21 protein-coding genes are annotated in these 25,504 nt (G+C 68.0%); 6 read left to right on the top strand and 15 right to left on the bottom strand.

The window, feature by feature from the left end:
- Positions 1–39: 39 nt before the first annotated feature.
- Together BLR41_RS12055 and BLR41_RS12050 are read left to right on the top strand one after the other, a co-directional pair.
- A complete protein-coding gene (locus BLR41_RS12055) occupies positions 40–1,866 on the top strand; it encodes a dynamin family protein (RefSeq protein WP_176797958.1) in 1,827 nt (608 codons plus the stop codon).
- Positions 1,863–3,347 (top strand): dynamin family protein, encoded by a 1,485-nt coding sequence (locus BLR41_RS12050; protein ID WP_092628194.1) that lies wholly within the window; start codon positions 1,863–1,865, stop codon positions 3,345–3,347. Before BLR41_RS12055 ends, BLR41_RS12050 begins: the two co-directional genes overlap by 4 nt.
- A 34-nt stretch (positions 3,348–3,381) precedes the next feature.
- Here the strand turns inward: BLR41_RS12050 and BLR41_RS12045 are convergent, their stop codons facing one another.
- The 8 genes from BLR41_RS12045 to BLR41_RS12010 all read right to left on the bottom strand — a co-directional run bounded on the left by BLR41_RS12045 (position 3,382) and on the right by BLR41_RS12010 (position 13,830).
- Positions 3,382–4,599: a glycosyltransferase family 87 protein gene (locus tag BLR41_RS12045; RefSeq protein ID WP_245694088.1), complete on the bottom strand. Its 1,218-nt coding sequence runs from the start codon at positions 4,597–4,599 to the stop codon at positions 3,382–3,384.
- 297 nt (positions 4,600–4,896) lie between these two features.
- Entirely contained in the window at positions 4,897–6,342 is a 1,446-nt protein-coding gene (locus tag BLR41_RS12040; RefSeq protein ID WP_092628193.1) for a catalase, read from the bottom strand.
- Between the two features lie 39 nt (positions 6,343–6,381).
- Complete coding sequence (locus BLR41_RS12035; protein ID WP_092628192.1) at positions 6,382–6,834, bottom strand: Fur family transcriptional regulator; 453 nt, start codon at positions 6,832–6,834, stop codon at positions 6,382–6,384.
- A 497-nt stretch (positions 6,835–7,331) separates the two neighbouring features.
- A complete protein-coding gene (locus BLR41_RS12030) occupies positions 7,332–8,741 on the bottom strand; it encodes a GntP family permease (protein WP_092628190.1) in 1,410 nt (469 codons plus the stop codon).
- A 372-nt stretch (positions 8,742–9,113) separates the two neighbouring features.
- Positions 9,114–10,607 (bottom strand): gluconokinase, encoded by a 1,494-nt coding sequence (locus BLR41_RS12025; RefSeq protein ID WP_092628187.1) that lies wholly within the window; start codon positions 10,605–10,607, stop codon positions 9,114–9,116.
- 177 nt (positions 10,608–10,784) lie between these two features.
- Complete coding sequence (locus BLR41_RS12020) at positions 10,785–11,363, bottom strand: Uma2 family endonuclease (RefSeq protein WP_092628185.1); 579 nt, start codon at positions 11,361–11,363, stop codon at positions 10,785–10,787.
- Positions 11,364–11,487: 124 nt separating this feature from the next.
- Positions 11,488–12,564, bottom strand: coding sequence for an aspartate-semialdehyde dehydrogenase (locus BLR41_RS12015; protein WP_092628183.1), 1,077 nt, complete (start codon positions 12,562–12,564; stop codon positions 11,488–11,490).
- Positions 12,565–13,830, bottom strand: coding sequence for an aspartate kinase (locus tag BLR41_RS12010; RefSeq protein WP_092628181.1), 1,266 nt, complete (start codon positions 13,828–13,830; stop codon positions 12,565–12,567).
- 443 nt (positions 13,831–14,273) lie between these two features.
- Here BLR41_RS12010 and BLR41_RS12005 point away from each other — a divergent pair, with 443 nt between their 5' ends.
- From BLR41_RS12005 to BLR41_RS11995, 3 genes are all read left to right on the top strand, one after another.
- Entirely contained in the window at positions 14,274–15,410 is a 1,137-nt protein-coding gene (locus BLR41_RS12005) for a hypothetical protein (protein ID WP_218120092.1), read from the top strand.
- A gap of 462 nt (positions 15,411–15,872) precedes the next feature.
- Positions 15,873–16,460 (top strand): nitroreductase family protein, encoded by a 588-nt coding sequence (locus BLR41_RS12000; RefSeq protein WP_092628177.1) that lies wholly within the window; start codon positions 15,873–15,875, stop codon positions 16,458–16,460.
- Positions 16,461–16,658: 198 nt separating this feature from the next.
- A complete protein-coding gene (locus tag BLR41_RS11995) occupies positions 16,659–17,624 on the top strand; it encodes a LysR family transcriptional regulator (RefSeq protein WP_092628174.1) in 966 nt (321 codons plus the stop codon).
- A 71-nt stretch (positions 17,625–17,695) separates the two neighbouring features.
- Here BLR41_RS11995 and BLR41_RS11990 read toward each other — a convergent pair whose 3' ends face one another.
- Positions 17,696–18,085, bottom strand: coding sequence for a hypothetical protein (locus BLR41_RS11990; protein WP_092628173.1), 390 nt, complete (start codon positions 18,083–18,085; stop codon positions 17,696–17,698).
- Between the two features lie 158 nt (positions 18,086–18,243).
- Entirely contained in the window at positions 18,244–18,531 is a 288-nt protein-coding gene (locus BLR41_RS11985; protein ID WP_092628172.1) for a hypothetical protein, read from the bottom strand.
- A gap of 369 nt (positions 18,532–18,900) precedes the next feature.
- On the opposite strand from BLR41_RS11985, the gene leuA reads away from it, so the two are divergent.
- The gene (gene leuA, locus BLR41_RS11980) at positions 18,901–20,730 is read left to right on the top strand and encodes a 2-isopropylmalate synthase (protein WP_092628170.1); all 1,830 of its coding nucleotides are present in this window, start codon (positions 18,901–18,903) and stop codon (positions 20,728–20,730) included.
- A 96-nt stretch (positions 20,731–20,826) separates the two neighbouring features.
- Here leuA and BLR41_RS11975 read toward each other — a convergent pair whose 3' ends face one another.
- The 5 genes from BLR41_RS11975 to BLR41_RS11955 form a co-directional block, all read right to left on the bottom strand.
- On the bottom strand, positions 20,827–21,045 hold the full coding sequence (locus tag BLR41_RS11975) for a hypothetical protein (RefSeq protein ID WP_092628169.1): 219 nt from the start codon (positions 21,043–21,045) through the stop codon (positions 20,827–20,829).
- Positions 21,046–21,381: 336 nt separating this feature from the next.
- Positions 21,382–22,485 (bottom strand): ABC transporter ATP-binding protein, encoded by a 1,104-nt coding sequence (locus BLR41_RS11970; protein WP_092628168.1) that lies wholly within the window; start codon positions 22,483–22,485, stop codon positions 21,382–21,384.
- Positions 22,478–23,473, bottom strand: coding sequence for an ABC transporter ATP-binding protein (locus tag BLR41_RS11965; protein ID WP_092628362.1), 996 nt, complete (start codon positions 23,471–23,473; stop codon positions 22,478–22,480). Before BLR41_RS11965 ends, BLR41_RS11970 begins: the two co-directional genes overlap by 8 nt.
- Before the next feature lie 8 nt (positions 23,474–23,481).
- A complete protein-coding gene (locus tag BLR41_RS11960; RefSeq protein WP_176797957.1) occupies positions 23,482–24,417 on the bottom strand; it encodes an ABC transporter permease in 936 nt (311 codons plus the stop codon).
- 67 nt (positions 24,418–24,484) lie between these two features.
- Complete coding sequence (locus BLR41_RS11955; protein ID WP_092628167.1) at positions 24,485–25,495, bottom strand: ABC transporter permease; 1,011 nt, start codon at positions 25,493–25,495, stop codon at positions 24,485–24,487.
- Positions 25,496–25,504: the final 9 nt, after the last annotated feature.

The raw sequence follows: 25,504 nt of genomic DNA, 5'->3' as shown, positions 1-25,504 counted from the left end.
GCGATTACGTTGTCCGCCTTCACCACCGAGCGTGTGCACGTGCACAATCCCATCGTGATCGAAACGGCACTCGTGGAACTCCTCGACAGCGCGGAAGCGGAATGCGCCGAAGCCGGACGAACGGATCTGGGAAACCGACTACGACGGATCCGCAACCGGGTGCTCGATCCCGACCAGCTCGTCCTTGTGGTGGGCGAGCCCGACCAGGGCAAGAGTGAACTGGTCAACTCCCTGGTCAGCGCCCCGGTGTGCGGCAGCGGCGAGAACGTCAGCACGAGCGTGCCCAGCCTGGTGAGACACTCGGAGGAACCCACGGCACAGCTCGTCGAGCAGGAGACGACGCGGAGCCCGGTGGGCGGTAACCGCTCCCGAGTGCCCATCGAGTCGGTGAGCGAGGAACTGGAGCGCGCACTGGCGGCGGGACACCGCGTGGACCGGACCGAGATCGGCATCCCCCGCGCCCTGCTGGAGAACGGCCTCGCCCTGATGGACACGCCCGCGGTGGGCGGAGTCACCAACTCGTTGGGCTCGGTAACCGAGGAAGCGGTCGCCGAAGCGGACGCGCTGCTCATGGTGTCCGACGCCACCCAGGAACTGACCACCAACGAGTTGAACTTTCTGCGACGCGCCACCGCGATATGCCCCAACGTGGCGCTGGTCCAGCCCAAGACCGACGTGGTGCCGGAGTGGCGACACATCGTCGAACTCAACCGCAAGCACCTGTCCAACGCGGGCATCGCGGGCAGGATCTTCCCCGTGTCGGCCCGCATCCGCGCGCTGGCCACCCGCGACAAGAACAAGGACCTCAACACCGAGTCCGGGTTTCCCGCGCTGCTGGACTACCTGCGCAAGGAGATGGCCGGGGCGCACGAACAACTGACCCGCAAGCTGGTCGCCCACAACGTCGCGGACTCGATCGACACGATCACCGGCGAGCTACGGGAGGAACTCGGCAACCAGAGTCCGCGCACCGCGACCGAGACGCTGCTGGAACTGGAAACGGCACAACGGCGTGCCGAGGACCTCAAACGCCTGTCCGGGCGCTGGCAGAAAACCCTGTCAGACGGGATACAGGAGCTCTACTCCGACATCGAGTACGATTTTCGGGAACGAAGCTGGGCGGTACTGCACCAGGCGAACGAGACGCTGGACGAGGCCGACCCGAACACCCACTGGGACGAGTTCGCGGAATGGCTCCGCGACAGCCTGAACACGGCGATCGCCGAGACCTTCGACTGGCTGGACCGGCGGCGGGAGCGGATCACCGAGCAGGTGGCCGACGAACTGCTGCGGGAACAGGTACGAACGCTGCCCAGTAGCGACCCCATCCCCGTTCCGGACCCGCTGTCGCGAGTACCCGCCCCGAAGGCACCGCAGAACGCGGGCTACCCGCGCAGGGACCAGATGCTGACCGGACTGCGCGGTTCTTACGGCGGGGTGCTGATGTTCGGTTTGATGACGAGCATGGCCGGGCTACCGCTGATGAACGTGATCTCCATCTCCGCCGGGCTGCTGCTGGGCAGCAAAAGCCTCAACGAGGAGAAGGACACGCGGCTCAAACGCAGGCAGACCGAGGCACGCGCAGCGGTGCAGCGCTATGTCGAGCACGTGGTCTTCCAGGTGAACAAGGAGGCCCGCGACGCCATTCGGAACACGCACCAGACGCTGCACGATCACTGCAACCGGATCACCGAACAGGCACAGATCCGGATCAGCCGCTCTATCCAGGAGACCAAACGGATGGCCGAACAGAGCGCGGTGGATCGCGACGCTCGTGCCAGGGAGATCAAGAAGAAGTTGGAAGAGCTCGGCGCGCTGCGCAAACGGGCGGGAGCGTTGACGTCCAACCGGATAGCGGCCGCATGACCACGTCACACGAAACCGGCCCGAGCACCGCGCTGCTCTCCCAGGCCAGGGAACTGCTGCTGCGGACCATGACCTTCTACCGGGACGACCCACGCACGGCGGGGTGGCTACGAGCCCGGCTGGAGCGACTCTCCGAACCGCTGCGCATGGCGGTGACCGGGCGAGTGAAATCCGGCAAGTCCACGCTGATCAACGCGCTGGTCGGGGCCGAACTCGCTCCCAGCGACCCGGAGGAACGCACCCAGGTCAACACGGTGTTCCGCTACGGTCCCGAACCCAGGATCACGGTGCACACCCCGCACGGAGCGCAGCGGAACATGCCGGTCGACGAGCTCGACCCCGCCACCATCCGGGACCTGCAACGCTGGCGTCCGGACGAGGTGGCGCGCCTGGTCATCGAGTCCCCCTCCCCCGGACTGCAGGCGATCACCCTGATCGAGACGCCGGGAGTGGCCTCCACCGCGGTCAAGGAGACCGGCAGGTCGGCGTTGGCACAGATACTTTCCGAGGCGGACTCGGTGCTCTACCTGACCAGACAGCCGCAGCAGATCGACTTGCAGTTCCTCGAATCGGTGCACGAACTGCGGGTGGCGCGGCGCGCGCCGATCAACACGATCCTCGCGTTGTCGCGGGCGGACGAGGTGGCGGGCGGTGACCACGAATCCGTCGAAGCGGCCGGAAGAGTGGCGAACGCGTGCCGGGACGACCCCAAGATCCGTAGTTTCGTGCAGTACGTGCTGCCGGTGGCCGGGCTGCTGGCGCAGGGCGGCAGCACCCTCGGGCAGTCCGAGTTCGAGGCGCTGTCCCGACTGGCCGCGCTGCCCCGCGAGCAGCTGGACGAGCTGCTGCTGTCCGCCGACCGGTTCGCGGGTTCCGAGACGCCGGAGTCCGTCGACCCCGGCACCCGGCGGGAACTGCTGCGCCGTTTCGGGCTGTTCGGGCTGCACAGTGCGCTGACCGCGCTCGCGGCGGGTGGGCTCGACCACGGCAGACTGCGACGGCAGCTGCTCGCCGAGAGCAGGATCGGCGAGCTGCAGGAAGCGGTTCACCTGCAGTTCGTGGAACGCCAGGAGGCACTGCGGGCGCGGTCGACCCTGCTCGCGGTGGACATGGCACTGCGCGCCAACCCCCGTTCCGGCGACAGGCAGTTGCAGGGCGAACTGGATCGCCTGCTGAGCAACGCGTACGAGTGGGACGAGCTACGGGTGCTGTCCGGCCTGTGGTCCGGTCAGTTGTCCCTGCCCGGCAGGCTCCGCGAGGAGGCGGAACGACTGCTCGGGGCGCACGGTGACCAGCCGGTAGCGAGGCTGGCGGCCCCGGCCGGGGCAGGCGCGCGGGATCTCGCCGAGCGTGCGGGCGAGGCCGCTCGACGGTGGCGGGTGCTGGCCGCCGATCCGCTGCGCGACCGGGACCACCGGGAGGCGGTACGGACGGTGCTGCGCAGTTGTGAACGTTTGCTGGCGGCGAACTTCGGGCATTAGCCCGGCGCCCCGCCGGGCTCACGGGATCCGGGGATCAGCCGGCTTGTTCTCCGGTACGAACCAGCGAAGCGAGGTAGCGACCGCTCGGTTCGCGTTCCGGCGTGCCCCGGGACGACCGCAGCAGTGAGAAGGCCGTCAGCACGAGTAGCGAAACGCCCAGGAGCACGAACGAGGCGGCGCGGACCTGGTCCACCGGCGGAAGATGCAGCATCAGGTGCCGGTTCAGCGGCAACCCCACGAACGGCGCCCAGTGGGTCACGGCGATCGAGACCACCGCCGTGCCCAACCAGAGCTTGCTACGGCTGCGCAGCCCGTACAGCGCCATGAACAGCAGTGCGGGTGCGAGCCAGCCCCAGTGATTGGACCAGGAAGTGGGCGATACCAGCAACGCCAACAGCCCGATCATCGCCACGGCCAACGCGTCGGACGCCCTCCGGACGCAGTAGACGGTCGCGGCCATCAGCACCGCACAGATCAGCACCCACAACACCACCTGCGCGGCCCCGGAGAGATCGGTCCGGCTCAGCACCGCCAGTACACTCTGGTTGCTGCGCAGTGGCGAACCGAAGGCCGCGGCCGCGGGCCCCTGTGTGAACCAGTACTTGACCGAGGCCTCGAAGTCCACCAGGAAACCGAGCAGTGTCGCCAGGAACGCGGTAAGCACCACCGTGCCCGCCGCCCGAAAATTCTTGCGCAGCAGAAAGAACAACAGAAAAGCACCGGGAACGAGTTTGATCGCGGCGGCTATTCCCACCAGCATTCCCCGCGGCCAACGCGGATTACGCACGAGACAATCCGCCACGACAACCCCCATGAGCAGGATATTGATCTGCCCCTGCGCGAAACACCCGAAAACAGGTTCGAGAAATAGCGAGAACCTGGCCAGCGCCACGGAAAGGGCGAAACACAGCAGCGGAGCGCCGCGGGGCCAGGTCCGTCGGAACACGAGGTAGAAGGTGGTGACCATGGCCACCGCGTTCAACACGTAGAGCAGCGCGATGTCGGCCTTGAGCGGGAGCACGGCCAGCGGGGTCAGGGGTAACAGCGCGAACGGAGGATACACCCAGGGCAGGGGGTCCTCATTGGTCACGGTGGCTTCGGAGGGCATCACGTCCCAGCCGTTGAGCCAGGATTCCACCGCCCAGCGGTAGACCGCGTGATCCGGCCAGTGGTCCTGGGTCGAGATCCACGCCCAGAATTCCCATCCGAGGGCGATAACGGACAACGCGATGATCCCGAGCGGGACAATCAACCGAGAATTTCCCCGTTTTGTGTTCGTTCTCACATCTTTCGGAGAGGCCGGGAAACTCGGGGATCCGCGCTCGACAACAGTACGATCAATCCGCATCGAGCGACAACCTACCCCAAACTCGGTCCGCTCCAGGGGCGCTTCCGAGAAATCCTCGCGCGAAAAGGGTTTCCGCACGAGAACCGGGCCCGGCGACGCGGTGGTCGCCGGGCCCGGTTCGGTGGTGGTAGCCGCAGTCAGCGGTCAGGGTGGACGTCGCCCGGCGGACGGGCGAGCGTCACCGGACTACCGAGGGGGAGCTCAGCCCTGGACCTTCTCGGCGATCTTGTCGCCGGTGTCCTTGTCCACGTTGCGCCAGTACTGCAGCGCACGCTCCAGGATCGGCTGGCTGACTCCCTTGGACAGGTGCCCCGCCACGTTGTTCACGAAGCGCTGCCGCTCCTCGTCGCTGAAGACCTCGCGGACCATGGTGCCGGCCTGGCCGAAGTCGTCGTCCTCCGAGTGCAGCTGGTACGCCGAGCGGACGACCTCCTGCTCGATCCCGCTGGCGGTGTCCTCGCTGCCGTTGCGGGTGTCGGCGTGCGGGCCGCCGTAGGAGTTCGGCGCGTACACCGGGTCCTGTCCGTAGCTGAACCGCATCGGGCCGTCCTTGGAGTAGGAGTTCACCTCCGAGACCGGACGGTTGACCGGCAGTTCCATGTAGTTCGGACCGATCCGGTACCGGTGGGCGTCCGGGTAGGCGAACGACCGGCCCTGCAGCATCTTGTCCGGGGAAAGGCCGATGCCCGGCACCGTGTTCGCCGGCTCGAAGGCGGACTGCTCGATCTGCGCGAAGTAGTTGTCCGGGTTGCGATCGAGCACGAACCGGCCGACCTTGATCAGCGGGTAGTCGCCGTGCGGCCACACCTTGGTGAGGTCGAACGGGTTGAACCGGTAGTCCGCGGCCTCCTCGTACGGCATGACCTGCACGTACAGCGTCCAGCTCGGGTTGTTGCCCGACTTGATGCTGGTCCACAGGTCGCGGATGTGGGCGTCACTGTCCTCACCGGCCAGCCGGTCGGCCTCCTCCTGGGTGAGGAAGTCGTGCCCCTGGTCGGTCTTGAAGTGGTACTTGACCCAGAACTTCTCGCCCTTGGCGTTCTCCCACAGGTAGGTGTGCGAACCGTAGAGGTTCATGTTCCGCCAGGTCTTCGGGATGCCCCGGTCACCCATCAGCCAGGTCACCTGGTGTGCCGATTCGGGGCACTGGCTCCAGAAGTCCCACTGCATGTCGTGGTCACGCAGGTGGTTGTCGGCCCGGCGCTTCTGGGAGTGGATGAAGTCCGGGAACTTGATGGCGTCCCTGATGAAGAACACCGGGGTGTTGTTGCCGACGAGGTCGTAGTTGCCCTCGGAGGTGTAGAACTTGATCGCGGTCCCGCGCGGGTCACGCCAGGTGTCGGGGGACCCCAGCTCACCCGCGACCGAGGAGAACCGGATCAGGGTCTCGGTCTTCACGCCCGGCTGGAACAGCGCGGCCTTGGTGTACTGGCTGACGTCCTCGGTTGTCTCGAAGAAACCGAACGCGCCGCCGCCCTTGGCGTGCACCACGCGCTCGGGCACCCGCTCGCGGTTGAACTGGGCGTTCTTCTCGATCAGGTAGTGGTCCTGCAGCAGCGTGGGACCGTTGGTGCCCGCCGTCAGCGAGTGGTCGTCGCTTGCCACCGGGATACCGGCGTTGGTCGTCGTGGGCCGTGGCGAACTCACGAGCGTCCCTCCTTGTGTGGTGATTACGGTGTCCGTCGACTATTCGGTCGCGGACGCGCAGTCGGGGCAGAGACCCCAGAAGACGATTTCCGCCTCGTCGATGCTGTAGCCAGCGGTCGACGAGGGGACCAGGCACGGAGCCGAACCGTGGACGCAGTCCACGTCCTCGGCGCGGCCGCATGCCCGACACACCAGATGATGATGGTTGTCGGCGGTACGGCATTCGAACCTGGCCGGGTGACCGGCGGGTTCGATCCTGCGTAACAGCCCGGCCGAAGTGCACGCGTGCAGCACGTCGTAGACGGCCTGGGTGGAGACGGAGCCGAGAGTCCGCCGTACGGCACCCGCCACCTGATCCGCGGTGGAATGCGGATTGTCGGACAGCCAACCGAGCACGGCCACTCGCGGGCTCGTCGCGCGCAGCCCCGCGGCGCGCAACCGTTCCCGCGTACTGTCCGCCGCCTGCCCGCCGGATGTCGTACTGGATGTCATAGCGACATCAGTATGCCACGCGCAGATTGGAATAAGTCAAGAAAACACTCGGAGAACTGCCACCGATCGTGCGAGAACCGTGACGAGGGCGACACCCGCCACGGTTCACGGGCGCCAGCTGTGTCTGATTCCGGCACTGGGACGGTCTCGGTGCTTCCTCGGGGGCCGGGCACTCGTCCTTGGTCCCGGCTCCCCGGTGGTGGGGGCCTACCCCCCGATCGGGCGGCCTCGATTTCTCGCGAAATTGACACCCCGGTACGGCGGTCCGGCCTGGGGTGGCCATCAATTTCTCGCGAAATCGCCGCGCAGCTTCGACGCAGGGCGAACTCCGACCACCCTCGCAGTCGGCACGGCGGCGGGTTCTCCCGTGCGGCTCTCGCGAGGAAGGCCCGACGTTGTGTAGTAACTACCCGATGTCGGGCCTCCCCACAGCGAGAGCCGTGCGAGAGGTTCCGCTACACGACCCGCTACGAAAACCGGGCCGACAGCGGAGAGTCCTACAGGAAGATGGAGAGTGCCCATGCGATCAGGAACCCGACCACACCGATCAGCGTCTCCATCACCGTCCACGTCTTGAGCGTGGTCGGCACGTCCATGCCGAGCAGCCTGCCGACCAGCCAGAACCCGGAGTCGTTGACGTGCGAGAGCACGGTCGCACCCGAGGCGATGGCGATGACGATCAGGCACAGGTCGATGGAGGTCAGCCCGGAAGCGGCCGAGACGGCGGGAGCGATGAAGCCCGCGGAGGTGGTCAGCGCGACGGTCGCGGAGCCCTGCGCCACGCGCATCACCACGGCGATCAGGAAGGCGGCGACGATCAGCGGGATCCCGGCGCTGTTGAGTCCTTCGGCCAGCGCGTTGCCGACCCCGGCCTTGGCGAGCACCGCACCGAACATGCCACCGGCACCCGTGATGAGGATGACCGCGGCGATCGTCGAGAGGCTGGCGGTGAGCTCGTTCTCGATCTCCTTGCCTCGCATGCCGCGTTTGAGGCCGAGCACGACCGAGGCCACCAGCACCGCCACGGCCAGGGCGACCGGGCTCTGCCCGATGAGGATGGCGGCCTGCACCAGCTGTGACTTGGAGTCGACCACGTCTTCGGAGACCAGCGTGTTCAGCCCGGTGCGCAGGAAGATCAGTACCAGCGGCAGCAGCAGGAGCCCGATGACGGCCCCCATGCTCGGCCTCGGCTTGTCCGGCGCGGTGTCCTGCCCCGAGGCGGTGGAGTTCTCGGGGACGGGCAGGAAGACCCGGCTGCCGTTCCAGAGCCCGAACGCGTAGCCGGCGATGAGCCAGGTGGGTATGCCGACCACGAGCCCGATGAGCAGCAGCAGGCCGGTGTTGGCCCCGATGAGCCCGGCGGCCGAGACGGGGCCGGGGTGGGGCGGGACGAAGGCGTGCATGACGGCGAAAGCACCCACCACCGGCAGCGCGTAACGCAGTACCGAGCCACCGAGCCTGCGGGCGACCGTGAACACGATGGGCAGGAAGATGACCACACCGGCATCCAGGAAGATCGGGAAGCCGAACAGCAGTGCGGCTATCCCGAGCGCGAGCGGTGCCCGGCGCTCACCGAACCGACGTACCAGCGCTTCGGCCAGCACCGAAGCACCGCCGGATATCTCCAGCATCCGCCCGAGCATCGCGCCGAAGCCGACTATCAGGGCGACTTCGGCGAGCGTCCCCCCGAGACCGTCGTTGAGGGTGCTCATCACCTCGTCGAGCGGTATGCCCAACACCAGCGCGGTCGCGATGCTGACGGCCAGCAGCGCGATCATCGGCTGCAGCTTGAGGAAGACGATCAGCAACAGCAAAACCGCGACAGCGCCCGCGGCCACGGTCAGCGTTAGCCCCGGCCCCAGTGCGGAGTGGGCGGCGGGCTCGGCCGCCGCGATTACTCCTCGCAAGAATCTGCCCCTTTGTCGCTACCGGGCATCACCCGAACGGATGCCGAACGGCCAGAATCCTCACAAGGCGAATACCCCAGCCGCTAGAGCTCTGTATCGCTTCAGTCATACTTTTTTCAACGGCGTTCACGTTGTTGACACGAAACTCTGACAGCTGATAGCAGCAGGTAGTCGAACGAGGGGCTCGTTCGCTCAGCGACCACTGGCACGCCTCGCACGACGGGGCAGCGAACCCGCCAACTCCCCGCCGTACACGAAGAAGCGCTCCGCCGGAACTTCCCGATGGGGGGACTTCCGGCGGAGCGCTCCCGAAAAACCGTTCCGACTCGGCCGAGCTCCACCGAGCGAACGAAGTCCTACGAGTCGGTAGTCCTAGGAGTCGAGCGGGGTCAGCTCGACTATCGCGCGGTGCAACCGCTCCAAACCGGGGCGCTGGGCACGCATCATCCGGGCAGCCTCGGGAGCGGACGGAACGGTTCGCGCGGGCCGTATCAGATCGGCGGCCTCGTCCAGCGAGTCCAGCTCACCCAGGGCGCGCCAGGCCAGCAGCACCGCGCCCACCGCCGAGCCACCGCTTTCCTCCGCCAACTCCAGCTCGATGCCGAGGGCCGCAGCGATCGTCTCGGCCCAGATCCGGCTGCGGAAACCGCCGCCGGTGGCGCGCACGGCGCGCACCCGCGCGCCGGTGTCGACCACGGCGTCCCGAACCAGCGCGAGCTGCTGGGCGACCCCCTCCACCAGGGCGCGGGTCATCTCGGCGCGTCCGTGGATCCGCCGCAACCCGATCAGCGAGCCGGTCAGCCCGGGCTCCCACCAGGGAGCACGTTCACCCATCAGGTAGGGCAACGCGATCAGGCCGCGCGCTCCGGGCGGCACCTCGGCGGCCTCGCCGAGCAGCCGCGCCACGTCCGTCTCGAAAGTCTCGGCTGCCCACTGGCCGACCACCGCACCGTTGCTGACCGCGCCACCCGACACCCACAGACCATCGGCCAGGTAGTAGCAAAATGTGCGGCAGCGCTCGTCCACACCGGGTTCGTCGCGTACCACACGCAACGCCCCGCTGGTGCCGAGCGAGAGCCCGGCGACTCCGGTGTTGATCGCGCCGACCCCGAGATTGCCCAACGGGCCGTCGCCCGCCCCCAGCACCACGGGCAGCCCTTCGGGCAGCCCCGTGGCGCGTGCCACCCGCGCTCCCAGCGGGAAAGCGTCGGTCGGCGCGCCGATGCGGGGCAGCTGGGCCGCCTCGACTCCGGCCGTGCGCAGCGCGGAGTCGTGCCAGTCCAACGTCGCCATGTCCTGCAGCCCGGTTCCCGAGGCCAGCGACTGATCGGTGACGAATTCCTCCGTGAACGCGGCGAAGACGAAATCCTTCAACGCGCACCAGTACGCCACCCCTTCGCTCAGGTCGCGGCGCTGCGTGGTCAGCCAGGCCAGTTTGACCATCACCGACTGCGGGTGAACCGGTGTTCCGGTGGCGCGATGCAGTTCCGCTGCCGTGGACCACTCCCCGCGGAACTTCTCCGCGATATCGGCACAGCGACTGTCCGCCCAGTTGAACGCGGGAGTGACGGGATCACCTTCCGAATCCAACCCGACCAGGGTGTGCATCGCCGTGCTGAACGAGAGCGCGCGAACAGGGCGGCCCGCCTCGCGCACCCGGGCCGCGCACTCGGCCAGTGCCGCGGTCGCGGAATCACGTACTGCCGCGGCGTCCTGGACGGCCTCCCCCGGCTGGTCGGTGCGCATCGTGTTCGCACGTTCGGCGTGATGCAGCACCGTGCCGTCGCGGTCGGCGGCGACGACCTTGGTGGCTGTCGTACCGAGATCGAGACCGAGGACGACCGCATCCTTCTCGGCTGCGCTCATACCCCCAACCTATCCGCGCGAAGGAATTGGTTCCGACGAGCGAGACACACGGCACAACCGCGACGGCGTGGGTCCGATTCCGCACGGATCCGTGGGAACGGGCACCCGCCCGGAAGCACGGCCGCTGGCGACACCGCGTGGATCTCACGCGAAATCGCCACCGAGCGGCTCGGTCGACTACCCGATGCCCGCGCCACCACGTCGCACGAGGGATTCCAGCTCCACCTCGAACTCGAACGGCTCCCCGGTGCGGAACACCCCGCCCTCGGTGGAGTGCGATTTGTAACCACCGTCGTGCAGCCGGTTCTCGGCGATGGTGACCGGATCGTCGAGATCGAGCACCCAGTACCCGGGTATACCGGCCTTGGCGTACTCGTGACGCTTGACCACCCGGTCGGTCTGCGAGGAACCGGGGGAGACCACCTCGACCGCGAGCAGGAGGTCCTGGGCGTACAGCCGATTCGGGTTCTGGTCGATCCGGGCGGCGGTGGCGACGACCACGTCCGGGACTCGAACCACCGGCGGCCAGGAGGAGACGATCACCACTTCCACGTCCGGTATCGCCTCCCATTCCAGGGGTAGCTGCCGATCGAGCACCGATGTGAGGCGCTTGACGGCGCGCTGGTGGATACCGGCGGCTTTGGGAGTCACGTGGAGGACGCCCTCCTGGAGCTCGTAACGACGCGAATCGTCTTCCGGCAACCGCTCGAACTCTTCCAGGCTCAGCAAATGATCGGGCCAGGACATCGCGGTCATGCCTCCAGTGTCGACACCTACCGACCGGCTCCGTAGCCCTGTGCCGGGAGGACCATCCGTTCGGGTGGCGACCCCGCGTGGATCCCGCGCGAAATCGCCACCGTCCCGGCTCAGGGTGAAGCGGTCACGCCGGGGACGCCAGCGTCTCCGCGATCTCGTAGGTGTTCAGGGCAGCCCCCTTGCGCAGGTTGTCCCCGCAGACGAAGAAGTCCAGCGTGTTCGGGAAGTCGACGGCCTGGCGCACGCGCCCCACGTAGGTCGGCTCGCCACCCACGACACCGGCGGGAGTCGGGAAGTCCGGCCCCTCGGGGTCGTCCTGCAGCACCACCGAGGAGGCCCGCTCGAAAACCCGGTGCGCGTCCGACACGCCGACCTCGCGGTCGAACGTGGCGTGCACCGCCAGCGAGTGCGTGGTCACCACCGGCACCCGGACGCAGGTCGCCGAGACCTTCAGCTCCGGGATCCCGAGGATCTTGCGCGACTCGTTGCGAACCTTGAGCTCCTCCGAGGTCCAGCCGTCCTCCTTGCGGGAACCGCACCACGGCACGACGTTCAACGCCAGCGGAGCCCTGAACGGCGTCTCCTCGGAGAGACCGGCCGCCACCAGCGCCTCGGCCACGTCCCCGGCACGGTCCCCGAGCTGCTTGCCCGCGACGGCATCGATCTCGGCCCGCAGCCGGTCGATGGCGTCCTGCCCGGAGCCCGAGGCGGCCTGGTACGAGGAGACCACCAGCTCACGCAGGCCGAACTCGCGGTTCAACTCCCCGAGAGCGGCCATCATGGACAGTGTCGTGCAGTTGGGGTTGGCGATGATCCCCTTCGGGCGCTGGTCCACCTCGTGCGCGTTGACCTCCGGAACCACCAGCGGCACCTCGGGGTCCATCCGAAAGGCCCCCGAATTGTCGACCGCGACCGCACCCCGTTCGACGGCCACCGGGGCCCAGGCCGCGGACAGCTCGTCGGGCACGTCGAACATCGCGATGTCCACGCCGTCGAAGGCCTCCGGGGAGAGCGCGACCACGGTGTGCTCCACACCCCGGACCTCGATCTTCTTCCCGGCGGAACGCGGCGAGGCGATCAACCGCACCTCGCCCCACGGGACGGTCTCGCGCGAGTTCATGATCTCGATCATGACCGAGCCCACCGCGCCGGTGGCTCCCACGATCGCGACGGTGGGTGCCTGGAAACGTCCGGAACTCATTCAGCGACCACTCCCCGCGTATACAACGGCCTCTTCTTCTCCACCCAGTTCGAAGGAGGTGTGCAGCGCACTCACCGCGTCGTCGAGCTGGGCGTCCCGGACCAGCACCGAAATGCGGATCTCGGAAGTATTGATGATCTCGATGTTCACGCCCGCCTCGGCCAGCGCCTCGCAGAACTGCGCGGTCACGCCGGGGTGCGAACGCATCCCCGCCCCGACCAGCGAAACCTTGCCGACGTCGTCGTCGTAGACGACCTCCTGGAACCCGAGCTCGCCCCTGATCTTCTCCAGCTCGGTGACGGCCACGACACCGTTGCTCTTGGCCACGGTGAAGGTGAGGTCGGTGAGGCCGGAAGCCACACCCGAAACGTTCTGCAGCACCATGTCGATGTCGATCTCGGCATCGGCGACGGCACGGAAGATCCTCCCCGCCACGCCGCGAGTGTCCGGGACACCGCGCACGGTGACCTTGGCTTCCGACCGGTCGTGCGCCACGCCGGTGATCATGGCCTGTTCCATGGGGAGGTCCTCCACTGATCCGGACACGATCGTTCCGGGATTGGCCGAGTAGGACGAGCGGACGTGCAGCGGCACACCGTACCTGCGCGCGTACTCCACCGCGCGCAGATGCAGCACCTTGGCCCCGGTGGCCGCGAGTTCGAGCATTTCCTCATAGGTGACGCGGTCGAGGTGTTCGGCGTCGCCCGCGATCCGTGGGTCGGCGGTGTAGACGCCGTCCACATCGGTGTAGATCTCGCAGACGTCGGCTCGCATCGCCGCCGCCACCGCGACGGCCGTGGTGTCCGAACCGCCGCGCCCCAGCGTGGTGATGTCCTTGCTGTCCTGGCTGACCCCCTGAAATCCCGCGACCATCACGATCCGGCCCTCGTCCAGGGCCTGTCGAACCCGATCGGGGGTGACGTCCATGATCCGGGCGTTCTGGTGTGCCGAAGTGGTGATGACCCCGGCCTGCGAACCGGAGAACGAACGAGCCTGCTCACCGAGAGATTCGATCGCCATGGCCACGAGCGCGTTGGAGATGCGCTCACCCGCGGTGAGCAGCATGTCGAGCTCTCGCTCTGGGGGAGCCGGATTGACCTGGTTGGCCAGGTCCAGCAACTCGTCGGTGGTGTCCCCCATCGCGGAGCACACCACGACGACGTCGTTACCCGCCTTACGGGTCTCCACGATGCGCTCGGCGACCCGTTTGATTCGATCGGCACTCTCGAGCGAGGAACCGCCGTACTTCTGGACGACGAGTGCCACCTGAACAAACCTCCTCGAGCCGCGCGGACGCCCCGGGTGCGAGAGGCCCCGCACTGACACCGGGTGGACGGCCGGGCAGCCGGCAGCGTGACGCCGTCCGCACCCCCGGGCAGTGATCACTCGATCGTGCCGTGTGTTAGGGATCCGGACACCTCGCCGCGCCCCGAGGTCCGAAGAAACCGCTCGCGAACCTTCGTCGGGTGCCTTCACCAGGCCGTTCCGCTGCCTGCCCAGCCTACAGAATCAGCCCCCTGCGGCCCGATAGCCGTTTGGCGTGACTAGTCTGGCTACGACGCGGCACCCGCGACGACCGAGGCTCGACGAAGAAGGTGCACCACTTGTCCGCGACCGACGAAACGATCGGGACAGTGCCGCGTCGAAGCAGTGAATTTTCCGCCGCGCGAAGAGTGAAAGATCTAGTCCGGATTCGGCCACGAGGACCCGTGACCGATGACGAGGACCCTTCCTGGGCGCGAACAGCCGGACCAGCTGTGGTGTATGTCATAGTTCGACTGTTCGGGTTGCTGGTGCTCGGCGTGTTCTCCGGGATCCGCGACCAGTCGCCGACCGAGCACCTCTTCTCCTGGGACGCGGACTGGTACCTGTGGATCGCGGAGCACGGGTACGCCGCCACCGGGCAGGCGATGCTCAACGGCAACGGCGACGCCGACCCCCAATCCGTGCTGGCGTTCTTCCCCGGGTTTCCACTGCTGACCCACGGAGTGGCGTTCCTGCCCGGTCTCGACCCGCCCGCCGCGGCGATGCTGGTGAACCTCGCTGCGGGGCTCGCGTGCGCCTACGGACTGGCCCGGATGGGACGAACCGTGAGCGGCTCACAACGGTCCGGTCTGGTGCTGGTCGCGCTGTTCGCCGCAGCCCCGATGTCGATCGTGCTGTCCATGCCTTACAGCGAGTCGCTGTTCTGCGCGCTGGCGGTCTGGGCCCTGCTGGGAGTGCTGGAACGCCGGTGGATGCAAGCCGGCGTGGCCTGCGCGCTGGCCGGGGCGGTGCGGCACACCGGGGTGACGTTGATCGCGGTGGTGATGCTGGCCGCCGTCGTGGCGCTGCTGCACCGACGAGACGGCAACCGCCCGCTGATCGCGTTGCTGGCGGCCCCGTGCGGCCTGCTCGGCTACCTGGGTTGGGTGGGGCTGCGCACCGGCGAGTTCGACGGCTACTTCGAAGTGCGGCAGGACGGTTGGTCCTCCGCACCCGACGGCGGGATCGCCACCGCGCGCTTCCTGGGCGAAGCACTGTTCACGGAGGAGTCGACGTTCGTGACCTTCGCCGCGTGGATTCTGCTCGCCGCGGTAGCGCTGCTGATCTGCTGTGCGGACCGGCGGATCGCCTGGCCGCTGGGCTTGTACGCGCTGCTGACCGTGGTGTTCGTGCTGGGGACCGACGGGCTGATGTTCGCCAAACCACGGGCACTGCTGCCCGCCTTCCCGCTGCTGCTCCCCCTGGCCATGGCGCTCGGGGTGCGGCGTCGACCGGTGATGATCGCCGGGGTGGGGATGTTCGTTTGCTTCGGAAGTTGGTTCAGCGCGTACGCACTAACCATCTGGCCCTACGCCTTGTAGCTATTGCCGGCACCTTCGGTAGTGGGCCGGTTAGCCGTCACGTGAGTCGGCGCCTTGCCGCGTTGGGCCGGCTCTTGAGTAGCGACCTACGCGGCGAGCGGCCCGGCCTCGCAATGCATCCGACTCACGCACCGGGGACTCGTGCGCTGCTTACCCGGATAGTCGCTTCGTTATCGACAGTGCCGGGTAGCGAGCTACACAACGTCTCCGGCGTCCTCGCGAGAGCCGCACCGGAGAACCCGCGGCGGTGCCGATTGCGAAGGTGGTCGGAGTGCGGCCCGCGGGCGTGGTGGGAGCGCGGCCCGCGTCGAAGGGGCGCGGCGATTTCGCGAGAAATCGACGCCGCCGCGAAGCCGGGGCGGAACCACTCGACGCCTCGTGAGCGGGTACCCGACATCGGGTAGCGACGGTCCGGGGACAATCGAGCTCGGCACGTGAGCGCCGAGAGGCCACGGAGGCACCTTGAAACCCGCCGACTCGTCAGTCCCGCTTCATCCGCTGCTCGCCGAGCGATGGAGCCCGCGCGCACTGGATCCCGGGGTCGAACTGACCGACAAGCAGTTCACCGCACTGTTCGAAGCCGCACGCTGGGCACCGTCCTGGGGCAACACGCAACCCGCCCGCTACATCGCGGGCCGTCGAGGGGAATCGACCTTCGACAAACTGCACGGCACGCTCTCCAGGGGCAACCACGGCTGGGCGGGCAACGCCTCGGCCCTCGTGCTCGGCGTGGTCAAACTGACCGACGACGACGGCGAGACGTTGCCCTACGGGGAGTACGGTCTGGGGCTCGCCACCGAGAACCTGGTGCTGCAGGCGGAGGGCGAGGGACTGGTGGCGCACCAGATGGCCGGCTTCGACCGGGCCGCCGCCAGGGAGGCGTTCGGCATTCCCACCGATTACGAGCCGATGGTCGTGGTAGCCGTCGGCGCCGCCGGGGACGCCGAACAGCTGCCCGAGCGACTCCGCGAGAAGGAGGCCGCACCCCGCAGCCGCATCCCGCTCACCGAATTCGTGTTCAGTGACTCGTGGCAGGAACCGACGTTCTGATCGGTGGCCGATCGGTGCCGCTGCACTCGCGGTACCGATCGGCAGGCCGCCGGTTGCCCCGCCGGCCCCACGGGACGCGTCGGAGCGTCCCGACACCGGGCTCCCGTTCCCGAAGCATGCTCCCGTATCCCAAATGGTGGTACGCCTGCCCCCGGAAGGCGTTAGTAATTCCTCCTAACGCGCAATAGTCTCTGCGCCATGTTCCACCACTCGAGTAGCGATTCGTCCCGGCGGCTCGACGTGGCCCGGAAACCGGGCGACGCGCCACTCGAGCTCTCCCAGCTGCGGACGTTCCTGGCCGTTCACCGGGCCGGGTCGTTCACGGCGGCGGCCAGGCTCCTGGGCCTGTCGCAGTCCACAGTGACCACGAGAATCCGGGCACTGGAACAACAGCTCGGCACACCCCTGTTCCAACGACTGCCGCGCGGTGTCGCCTCGACCACCACGGCAGCGGAGCTGGCCTCGGAAGTGGCAGGCCCGCTCGACGAACTGGCCTCGGTCACCGAACCGGACCGGAACGAACCAGCCGCACCGATCGAACCGGTGCACCTGGCGGGCCCCGCCGAACTGCTGAGTGTGCGAGTGCTGCCCTCGCTGGCACCGGTGCTGGGGAGCGGAGTACGGATCAGGGCCACCTTCGGACTGGCGGCGGACCTGTTGGTCGGTCTGCGCAGCGGTAGGTTCGACCTGGTGCTGTCGGTTGCCCGTCCGCGTGGCCGGGCCGTCAACGCGGTTCCACTCGCGGACGAGGAGCTGGTACTCGTCTGCGCACCGGAAACCGCGGCACAACTCGACCGCACGCGGCTGCGGAGTGGCGACGCCACGCCGCTGCACGGCATCCCCCTGGTCGCCTACGCGGAAGACCTTGCCCTCACGCGGCACTACTGGCGCCACGTCTTCGGCACCCGGCCCACCGAGCAGGCCGGGATCGTCGTGCCCGACCTGCGGGCGATGCTCGCGACGGTGGCGGCAGGAACAGGTCTCACGGTGTTGCCCCGCTATCTGTGCGCGTCCGAACTCGCCGCCGGGGAGTTGGTGGACCTCCCGGAACCGACGGCCCCTCCCGTCAACACCCTGTTCCTCGCCCAGCGGGCGGACGCGACGGAGAATCACCACGTGACGTTGGTACGCCAGGAACTGCTCCGAGTGGCCGGATCCTGGTGATCCCCCCGTGGCCCGCTGGGGGCGCGCCCCTCCCGAGCGTCACCGTGGAGCTCGTGCGGCATCACGGCGGTTCAGCGGGAGGCGCCCAGCGCACCCAGCGCGCGCAGCAGGCGCACCACCAGCGCCGAGACGAGGAGCCAGCAGAGCGCCGCGATGCCGTAGTTGAGCAGCACTTCGAGCTTCGGCTGCTCGGGTTTGAGGAACAGATCGCGGAAGCCGAACGACACCACCCGCGCCCATTCCGCCACGAAACGCGTCAGCGCGTTCTCCGGATTGGCGCCCCCGACCGTCAGCACCACGTGCGCGGTGAGCAGCGTGGCCGCCAACGAGCAGGCCCAACGCACCACTGTGGCGAGCGAACCGCAAGTGCGAGCCCACAATCGGGCGAAATCGAAGGACTTCCGGCGGCGGTGCCCACCGACCCCGGAGGTGCGCGTCGCATCCGCCACGTCTTCGGACATGACGGCAGTGTGGCACGAGGCACGATCAAATTACCAGCGGGTAGCCGAACATCGGCACAGCGAAGCTCGGGGAGCACGCTCCCACCATCGGAGCGCCGCGGCGGACCTCGACGGCCGCTTTCCCGCTGTTTTTCCAACGCTCTCCCACTCTCGGGAGCTCACCCGAAAATCCGTCCCAGCAGACCTCCCAGCAGCATCCAGAACATCGCGGCCAGTCCGTAGTCCAATAACACCTGCAGTACCCGACTCGGCGCGTCGATCAGCCCCGGGAAGAACAACGCGAGCGGCTCGGCGGCCCGCGCGACCGACTGCGCGAGCTGCCCCTCCGCCTGGAAGTCGAACAACACGAACACGATGTGAGCGACCAACACCACGGCGAGCAGGAAACCGATTCCCTGCAGCAGGGTCGCCAGGGCCGAGCCGGAACTGTTCTTCTTCGCAGCCATGGCACCAGCCTGCCGCATCGGAACAGCGGACCCGCGATCAGTTCACGAGAGATACCCCGAACCGGCCGCCGTGACCGGCACATCGCGCCGTCGTTCGCGGTACGGGCGAGCACCTCCCCCACCGGGAACCGGGGACGGAACACCGATCCGACGGCACGGCGACACGATGTGTCCAGCATTACGTTGTGTCCAGCATTCGGAACAGGCGGTTGCGTTTCGGACACCGGGTGCGGTTAAGCTGTCTTCGTGACTTTCAACCTCCTGCTTTGCCGCCGCGACGGGGTCAGTTAGACCGGCCCCTCGTCGCGGAGGTAAAGCGTGCCGGTCGATGAGTTCCCGAACCGAGCACGAGCAGGAGAGTCCAGCAGGATGAGTAACGGTTCCGCTTCCGATTCCCGCCCCAGCACGGACGACGTCCCCGCCGCGGGATCCGGACCGCGCCGCCCCTCGCGTCCCGCTCCGCCCGACCAGAAGCCCTGGAATCCGCAGCGCGGCAGCTCGATGGCGTTCCACCGCTACCGGCCGTTCGACGAGCTGGTGGAGAACGTCTCGCTGCCGGACCGCACCTGGCCGGACCAGCGCATCACCCGAGCACCGCTGTGGTCCGCGGTCGACCTGCGGGACGGCAACCAGGCGCTGATCGACCCGATGTCGCCCGCGCGCAAACGCCGGATGTTCGACCTGCTGATCGGGATGGGGTTCAAGGAGCTCGAGGTCGGTTTCCCCGCGGCGAGCCAGACGGACTTCGACTTCGTACGCGAGATCATCGAGGACGGGGCGATCCCGGAGGACGTACGCATCCAGGTGCTGACCCAGGCGCGCCCGGACCTGATCGAGCGCACCTTCAAGGCACTGGAGGGCGTGCACTCCGCGATCATCCACCTGTACAACTCCACCTCGATCCTGCAGCGGCGCGTGGTGTTCGGCGAGGAGCGCCTGGGAATCACCAAGATCGCCACGCAGGGCGCGGAACTGGTGCGCGAGTACGCGGCCAAGTACCCGGACACCGACTTCCGGTTCCAGTACTCCCCCGAGTCGTTCACGGGCACCGAGCTCTCCTACGCCGCCGAGATCTGCGACGCGGTCACCGAGATCTGGGAGCCCACCCCGGAACGCCCGGTCATCCTCAATCTGCCCGCCACCGTCGAGATGGCGACCCCGAACCTCTACGCCGACTCGATCGAGTGGATGCACCGCAACCTGTCCAGGCGTGATTCGGTGATCCTCTCGCTGCACCCGCACAACGACCGGGGCAGCGCGGTCGCGGCCGCCGAACTCGGCTACCAGGCGGGAGCCGACCGCATCGAGGGCTGCCTGTTCGGCAACGGCGAGCGCACCGGCAACGTGGACCTGGTGGCGCTGGGGATGAACCTGTTCAGCCAGGGGGTCGACCCGCAGCTGGATCTGTCCGACATCGACTACATCAAGCGCACTGTGGAGCACTGCAACCAACTGCCGGTTCCCGAACGGCAGCCGTGGGGTGGCGAGCTGGTCTACACGGCCTTCTCCGGGAGCCACCAGGACGCGATCAACAAGGGGCTGCGGGCGCACCGCGAGGCCGCGGAACGCGCCGGGGTCGCCGAGAGCGAATATCCCTGGGAAGTGCCGTACCTGCCGATCGACCCGAAGGACGTGGGACGCAGCTACGAGGCTGTGATCCGGGTCAACTCGCAGTCCGGCAAGGGCGGCGTGGCCTACGTGATGACGACCGAGTACCAGCTCGACCTGCCCCGCAAGATGCAGATCGAGCTGTCCAAGCTGATCCAGCAGCGCACCGACTCGGACGGCGGCGAGGTCGAGCCGAGCGAGATATGGCGCGTGTTCGCCGACGAGTACCTGGACTCGAGCGCACCGCTGGAACTGGTACGGCAGCGTCTCAGCGGTGAGGCCGGTGACGAGACCGTCGAGGCCACCGTTCGGGTGGAGGGCACCGAACACGAGATCAGCGGGTCCGGCAACGGTCCCATCGCCGCGTTCGTCGACGCGTTGAGCACCGTGGGCTACCACGTGCGGGTGCTCGACTACCACGAGCACGCGATGACGGCGGGGGACGACGCCAAGGCCGCCGCCTACCTGGAGTGCTCGGTGGACAGCGAATCCGACGGCCCGACCGTGCTGTGGGGTGCAGCCATCGACACCTCCACCGTCACCGCGTCACTGCGCGCCGTGGTCTCGGCGGTGAACCGGGCGAACCGCTGAGGGGAACCCCGCTCCGCGGGTGGAGGTGCTCGGTCGACGGGACGTTCCGTCGACTCGTACTCCGACCGCCCGTCCGGTGACCCGGTGGCACGTGGCTCACCGGCCGGGCGAGGTGTTCAGCAGCCTGGCGAACTCACCGGCCTCGTCCGGGGTGAACACCAGCGTCTCGCCCGGCGGCAGCACCAGGGCGACCCGGTCACCGAGCACCAGCACCTTCACCTCCCCGGCGGCGTCGTCGTCTTCGGAGTCCAGACACGGCACGCTCCAACTCAACCGTTCCGGATCGAGCCGGTCGGTTTCCGAGAGTTCGGACACCACACACCTCCGTTCGGGTCGATCGGCACCAGCACAGTCAATCCGGTGCGAGACGTCCGAGCAACGTACGTCATCCCAACGGGGACATGATCGATACTGTTCCGATCCCGAATCCCGGTCACGAAGGAGTGGTCCGGCCCGGGTGGGCGTCGATTTCTCGCGAAATCGCCGCGCCCTTGTCGCCGCGATGCCGAGCTCCGATCACCCCGGCAGTCGGCGCCGCCGCGGGTTCTCCGGTGCGGCTCTCGCGAGGAAGGCCCGACGTCGGGTAGGTCGCTACCCGAGGTCGGGGCACCCGCAGCGAGAGCCGTGCGGGAGGTTTCGCCACAGCACCAGCTACGAAACACCGGCGGAAGAGTTTCCCTCAACCGAGTTCGGGGTGATGATTCCGTCGCGGATCTCCTCGGCGTAGTGACAGGCCACCCGGTGCCCACCTCCGACGTCGCGCAGCTCGGGGCGTTCGGAGTCGCAGCGCGTGGGTTGCCGCCACGGGCACCTGGTGTGGAACCGGCACCCGGTGGGCGGCGCGGCCGGTGACGGCAGGTCCCCGGACAGCAGGATCCGTTCCCGCTGGTCCTCGACCTCCGGTTCCGGCACGGGCACCGCCGAGAGCAGCGCCCTGGTGTAGGGGTGCAGCGGTTGTTCGTACAGCACGTCCGAGTCGGACTCCTCGACCAGACCCCCCAGATACATCACACCGATACGCCGTGCCACGTGGCGCACCACGGCGAGATCGTGCGCGATCACCAGGTAGGTGAGGCCGAACTCCTCCTGCAGGTCCTCCAGCAGGTTCAGCACCTGGGCCTGCACCGAGACGTCCAGCGCGGATACCGGCTCGTCCGCGACCACGAGGTCCGGGCGCACGGCCAGCGCCCGGGCGATGCCGATGCGCTGCCGCTGCCCGCCCGAGAACTCGTGCGGGTACTTGCGCAGCGCCGAGGCCGGCAACCCGACGGACGAGAGCAGCTCGCGCAGTTCGCGCTCGGTGCTCTTCCCGTCCCGATCCAACCCGTGCGCCCGCATCCCCTCCACGAGCAGCGACTCGACGGACTGTCTCGGGTCCAGTGAGGACAGCGTGTCCTGGAAGACCATCTGCATCCGCCGCCGCATCCTTCGCAGCGGTTCCCCCGACATCCGGGCCATGTCCGTACCGTCGAAGCGGATCGAACCACCAGTGGGCCGTTCCAGCCGCAGCACCGCTTTGCCCAGTGTGGACTTGCCACAACCGGATTCCCCCACCAGTCCGTAGGTCTCGCCGCGACCGACGCGCAGCGAGACCCCGTCCACCGCGTAGACGTGGCCCACGGTGCGGTCCAGCACGATTCCCCGCTTGATCGGGAAGTGCACCCGCAGGTCGTCGATTTCCACCAGGGTGTCCGCCGGGTCCGTACCGACGGGCGAGGTCTCGGCACCCGTGATGGTGCGGCTCGAATCAGTCATGGGCACGCTCCATTTCCGCGGCACCGATCGGGTTGTGGCAGCGCAGCAGCCTGCCCTGCTCGACGGTTTCGAGTTCGGGCGCGCGTTCGCGGCACACCGCCAGGGCGTTGCCGCAGCGCGGGCTGAAGGCACACCCCCCTTCCCAGGGGATGTTGTCGGCCACCGACCCCTCGATCGGAGCCAGCCGCTGTCCTCGCGGAGAGTCCAGTCGCGGCACCGAGGCCATCAGCCCGGCGGTGTAGGGATGCCTCGGCTGGGAGAACAGCTCGTGCCGCTGGGCGCGTTCCACGATCCGCCCGGCGTAGAGCACGTTGACCTCGTCGCACATCCCCGCGACCACACCCAGGTCGTGAGTGATCATGATCAGCGCTGTTCCGGTCTCGGCGACGAGTTCCTTCAGCAGGGTCAGGATCTGCGCCTGGATCGTGACGTCGAGGGCGGTGGTGGGCTCGTCGGCTATGAGCAGCCGCGGTTCGCAGGCCAGCGCCATGGCTATCAGGGCGCGCTGCCGCATGCCGCCGGAGAGCTGGTGCGAGTACTCCTTGAGCCTGCGGTCCGGGTCCGGGATGCCGACCCGCTCCAGCAACTTCGCGGCCTCGCGGGACGCGTCGCGGCGCGAGAGCCCGCGGTGGCGTTCGATGACCTCGGAAATCTGCAGTCCGATGGGCACCACGGGGTTGAGGGAGGTCAGCGGATCCTGGAAGACCATGCCGAGGTCCTTGCCCCTGCGCCGGTCGAACTCCCGCCGGGACAGCCGCAGCAGTTCGCTGCCTTCGAGGTTCACCGAACCGGTCACCTCGGTTCCACGCCCCGGGAGCAGCCCCATGATCGCGAGCGAGGTGACGGACTTGCCGCATCCGGATTCGCCGACGAGCCCGACGGTGCTCCCGGGATGCACGTCGAACGAGACGCCGTCCACCGCCGAGACCGTCGGTTCGCTCTTGCGGACGAACCGCACGGACAGATCGCGCACTTCCAGCAATGCCATGTCGCCGTTCACCGCCGCTTCTTCGGGTCGAGGGCGTCCCGCATCGACTCACCGACGAGCGTGAAACCGAGCGCGACGACGATGATGCAGCCGGCGGGCCAGAAGGCCAGGTGCGGGTGGGTGTCGAAGAAGTTCTGCGCCGAGCCGAGCATCTGCCCCCATTCGGGTGTCGAGGTATCGGCCGCTCCCAGGCCGAGGAAGGAGAGCGCCGCGGCATCGATGATGGCCACCGCGAGCATCAGCGTGGCCTGCACGATCACCGGGCCGAGCGCGTTGGGAAGCATGTGCCGGAACACGATGGAGCGCTGGCGCACCCCCAGCGCGCGGGCCGCCAGCACGTGATCGCTCGCCCGCTGGGCGAGCATGGTCCCGCGCAGCAGCCTGCCGAATATCGGTATCTGCACCGTGGCGACCGCGATGATCACGGTGAACTGGGACTGCTGCTGGAACAGCGCCCCGATGGAAACGGCCAGCAGCAGCGAGGGCACCGAGAGCATCACGTCCACCACGCGCATCACCAGGGTGTCGACCCAACCGCCGAAGGCACCGGCCAGGATGCCCAGGGTCAGACCGCCGCCCAGGCCGATCACCGTGGCCAGCAGCGCGACCAGCAGTGTCTGCTGCGAACCGAGCAGCACCCGGGACAGCAGCGGTCGCCCGTACTGGTCGCCACCCAGCGGGAAACCGGGTTGAGGGGCCGGGATCTCGTTGTCAGCGCGGGAGACCTGCTCCTCCAGCAGCCGCAGGGCGGGATCGTGTTGCGCCAGTAGCGGCGACACCAGGGCGAGCAGCACGAAGGCGCAGATGATCCCCGCGCCCACGAGAAACGTCGGGCTGCGACGCAGCCGTCGCCATGCCGAGGCCGCCAGGCTGACACCCGCGGTGGTGTCGCCACCGGACTCGGCCAGCCCGTCGATGCGCTCCTTGCGTTGTGTACCCAGCACTGTGCGCGACCTCTCACTGATACTTTCCGTCGTGTTGGCAGGCCCGGTGACGAGCACCACGCTTCGATCAGCGTGTCCGGAGTCTCGGGTCGATCGCCGCGTAGGCGAGGTCCACGAGCAGGTTGACCAGCACGTAGACCATCGCGGTGGCGAGGATCACCACTTGCAGCACGGCGTAGTCCTGCCGTTGGAAACCCAGCGAGAGTGCCTGTCCGATCCCGGGGATGTTGAAGACCTGCTCGGTCAGCACCGCCCCGGAGAGCAGCGCGCCGGTCTGCAACCCGATGGTGGTGACCACGGGAAGCATCGCGTTGCGCAGGATGTGCCTGCCGCGCACCACCATCGCGCCAAGTCCCTTGGAGCGGGCGGTGCGCACGTAGTCCTCCTCGACCACGTCGAGCACCGAGGCCCGGGTGAGCCGGAAGATCACCGCGAACGGGATGGTGGACAGCGCGATCGCGGGCAGCAGCAGGTGGATCAGGGCGTTCCACGCCGCGTCCCACTCCGTGGTGAGCACCCCGTCGAGGACGAAGAAGCCGGTGGCGTGGGTGGCGTCGATTCCGGCCGCCTGTCTTCCCGAGGCGGGCAGTACGCCGAACTCGATGGCGAAGACGTACTTGAGTAGGAAGGCCAGGAAGAACACCGGCACCGCGACGCCGATCAGCGACCAGGTGATGCTGAGGTTGTCCAGCCAGCCGCCCTGCCTGCGGGCGGCGAAGTAGCCCAGCGGGATGCCCACGGCGACCGCGAGCAGCAGCGCCAGCACCGAGAGTTCCAGCGTGGCAGGCATGCGCTGCAGGAAGACCTCCATGGCCGGGGTGCCCGGCTGCACCCCGGTGGAGACGCCGAAATCGCCCGTGATCGCCCGCTGCACGAACTTCCAGTACTGCACGTACAGCGGTTGGTCGAGCCCGAGCTGCTGGACCAGTCGGGCTCGGGACTCCTCGGTAGCACGTTCACCGAGGAGTGCGGAGACCGGGCCACCCGGCAGCGCCCGCAGCCATCCGAACAGCAGGACCGACAGCACGACCGTGACGATCAGCAGCTGGCCGAGTCGCCGGACCGTGTAACGAAGCAAACCGGGATC

Source organism: Actinopolyspora mzabensis (genome assembly GCF_900101095.1).
In the GTDB taxonomy this organism is placed as follows: Bacteria; Actinomycetota; Actinomycetes; order Mycobacteriales; family Pseudonocardiaceae; genus Actinopolyspora; species Actinopolyspora mzabensis.
The sequence above is the reverse complement of the archived record's forward strand: the minus strand, read 5'-3'. Positions and strand labels throughout refer to the sequence as shown.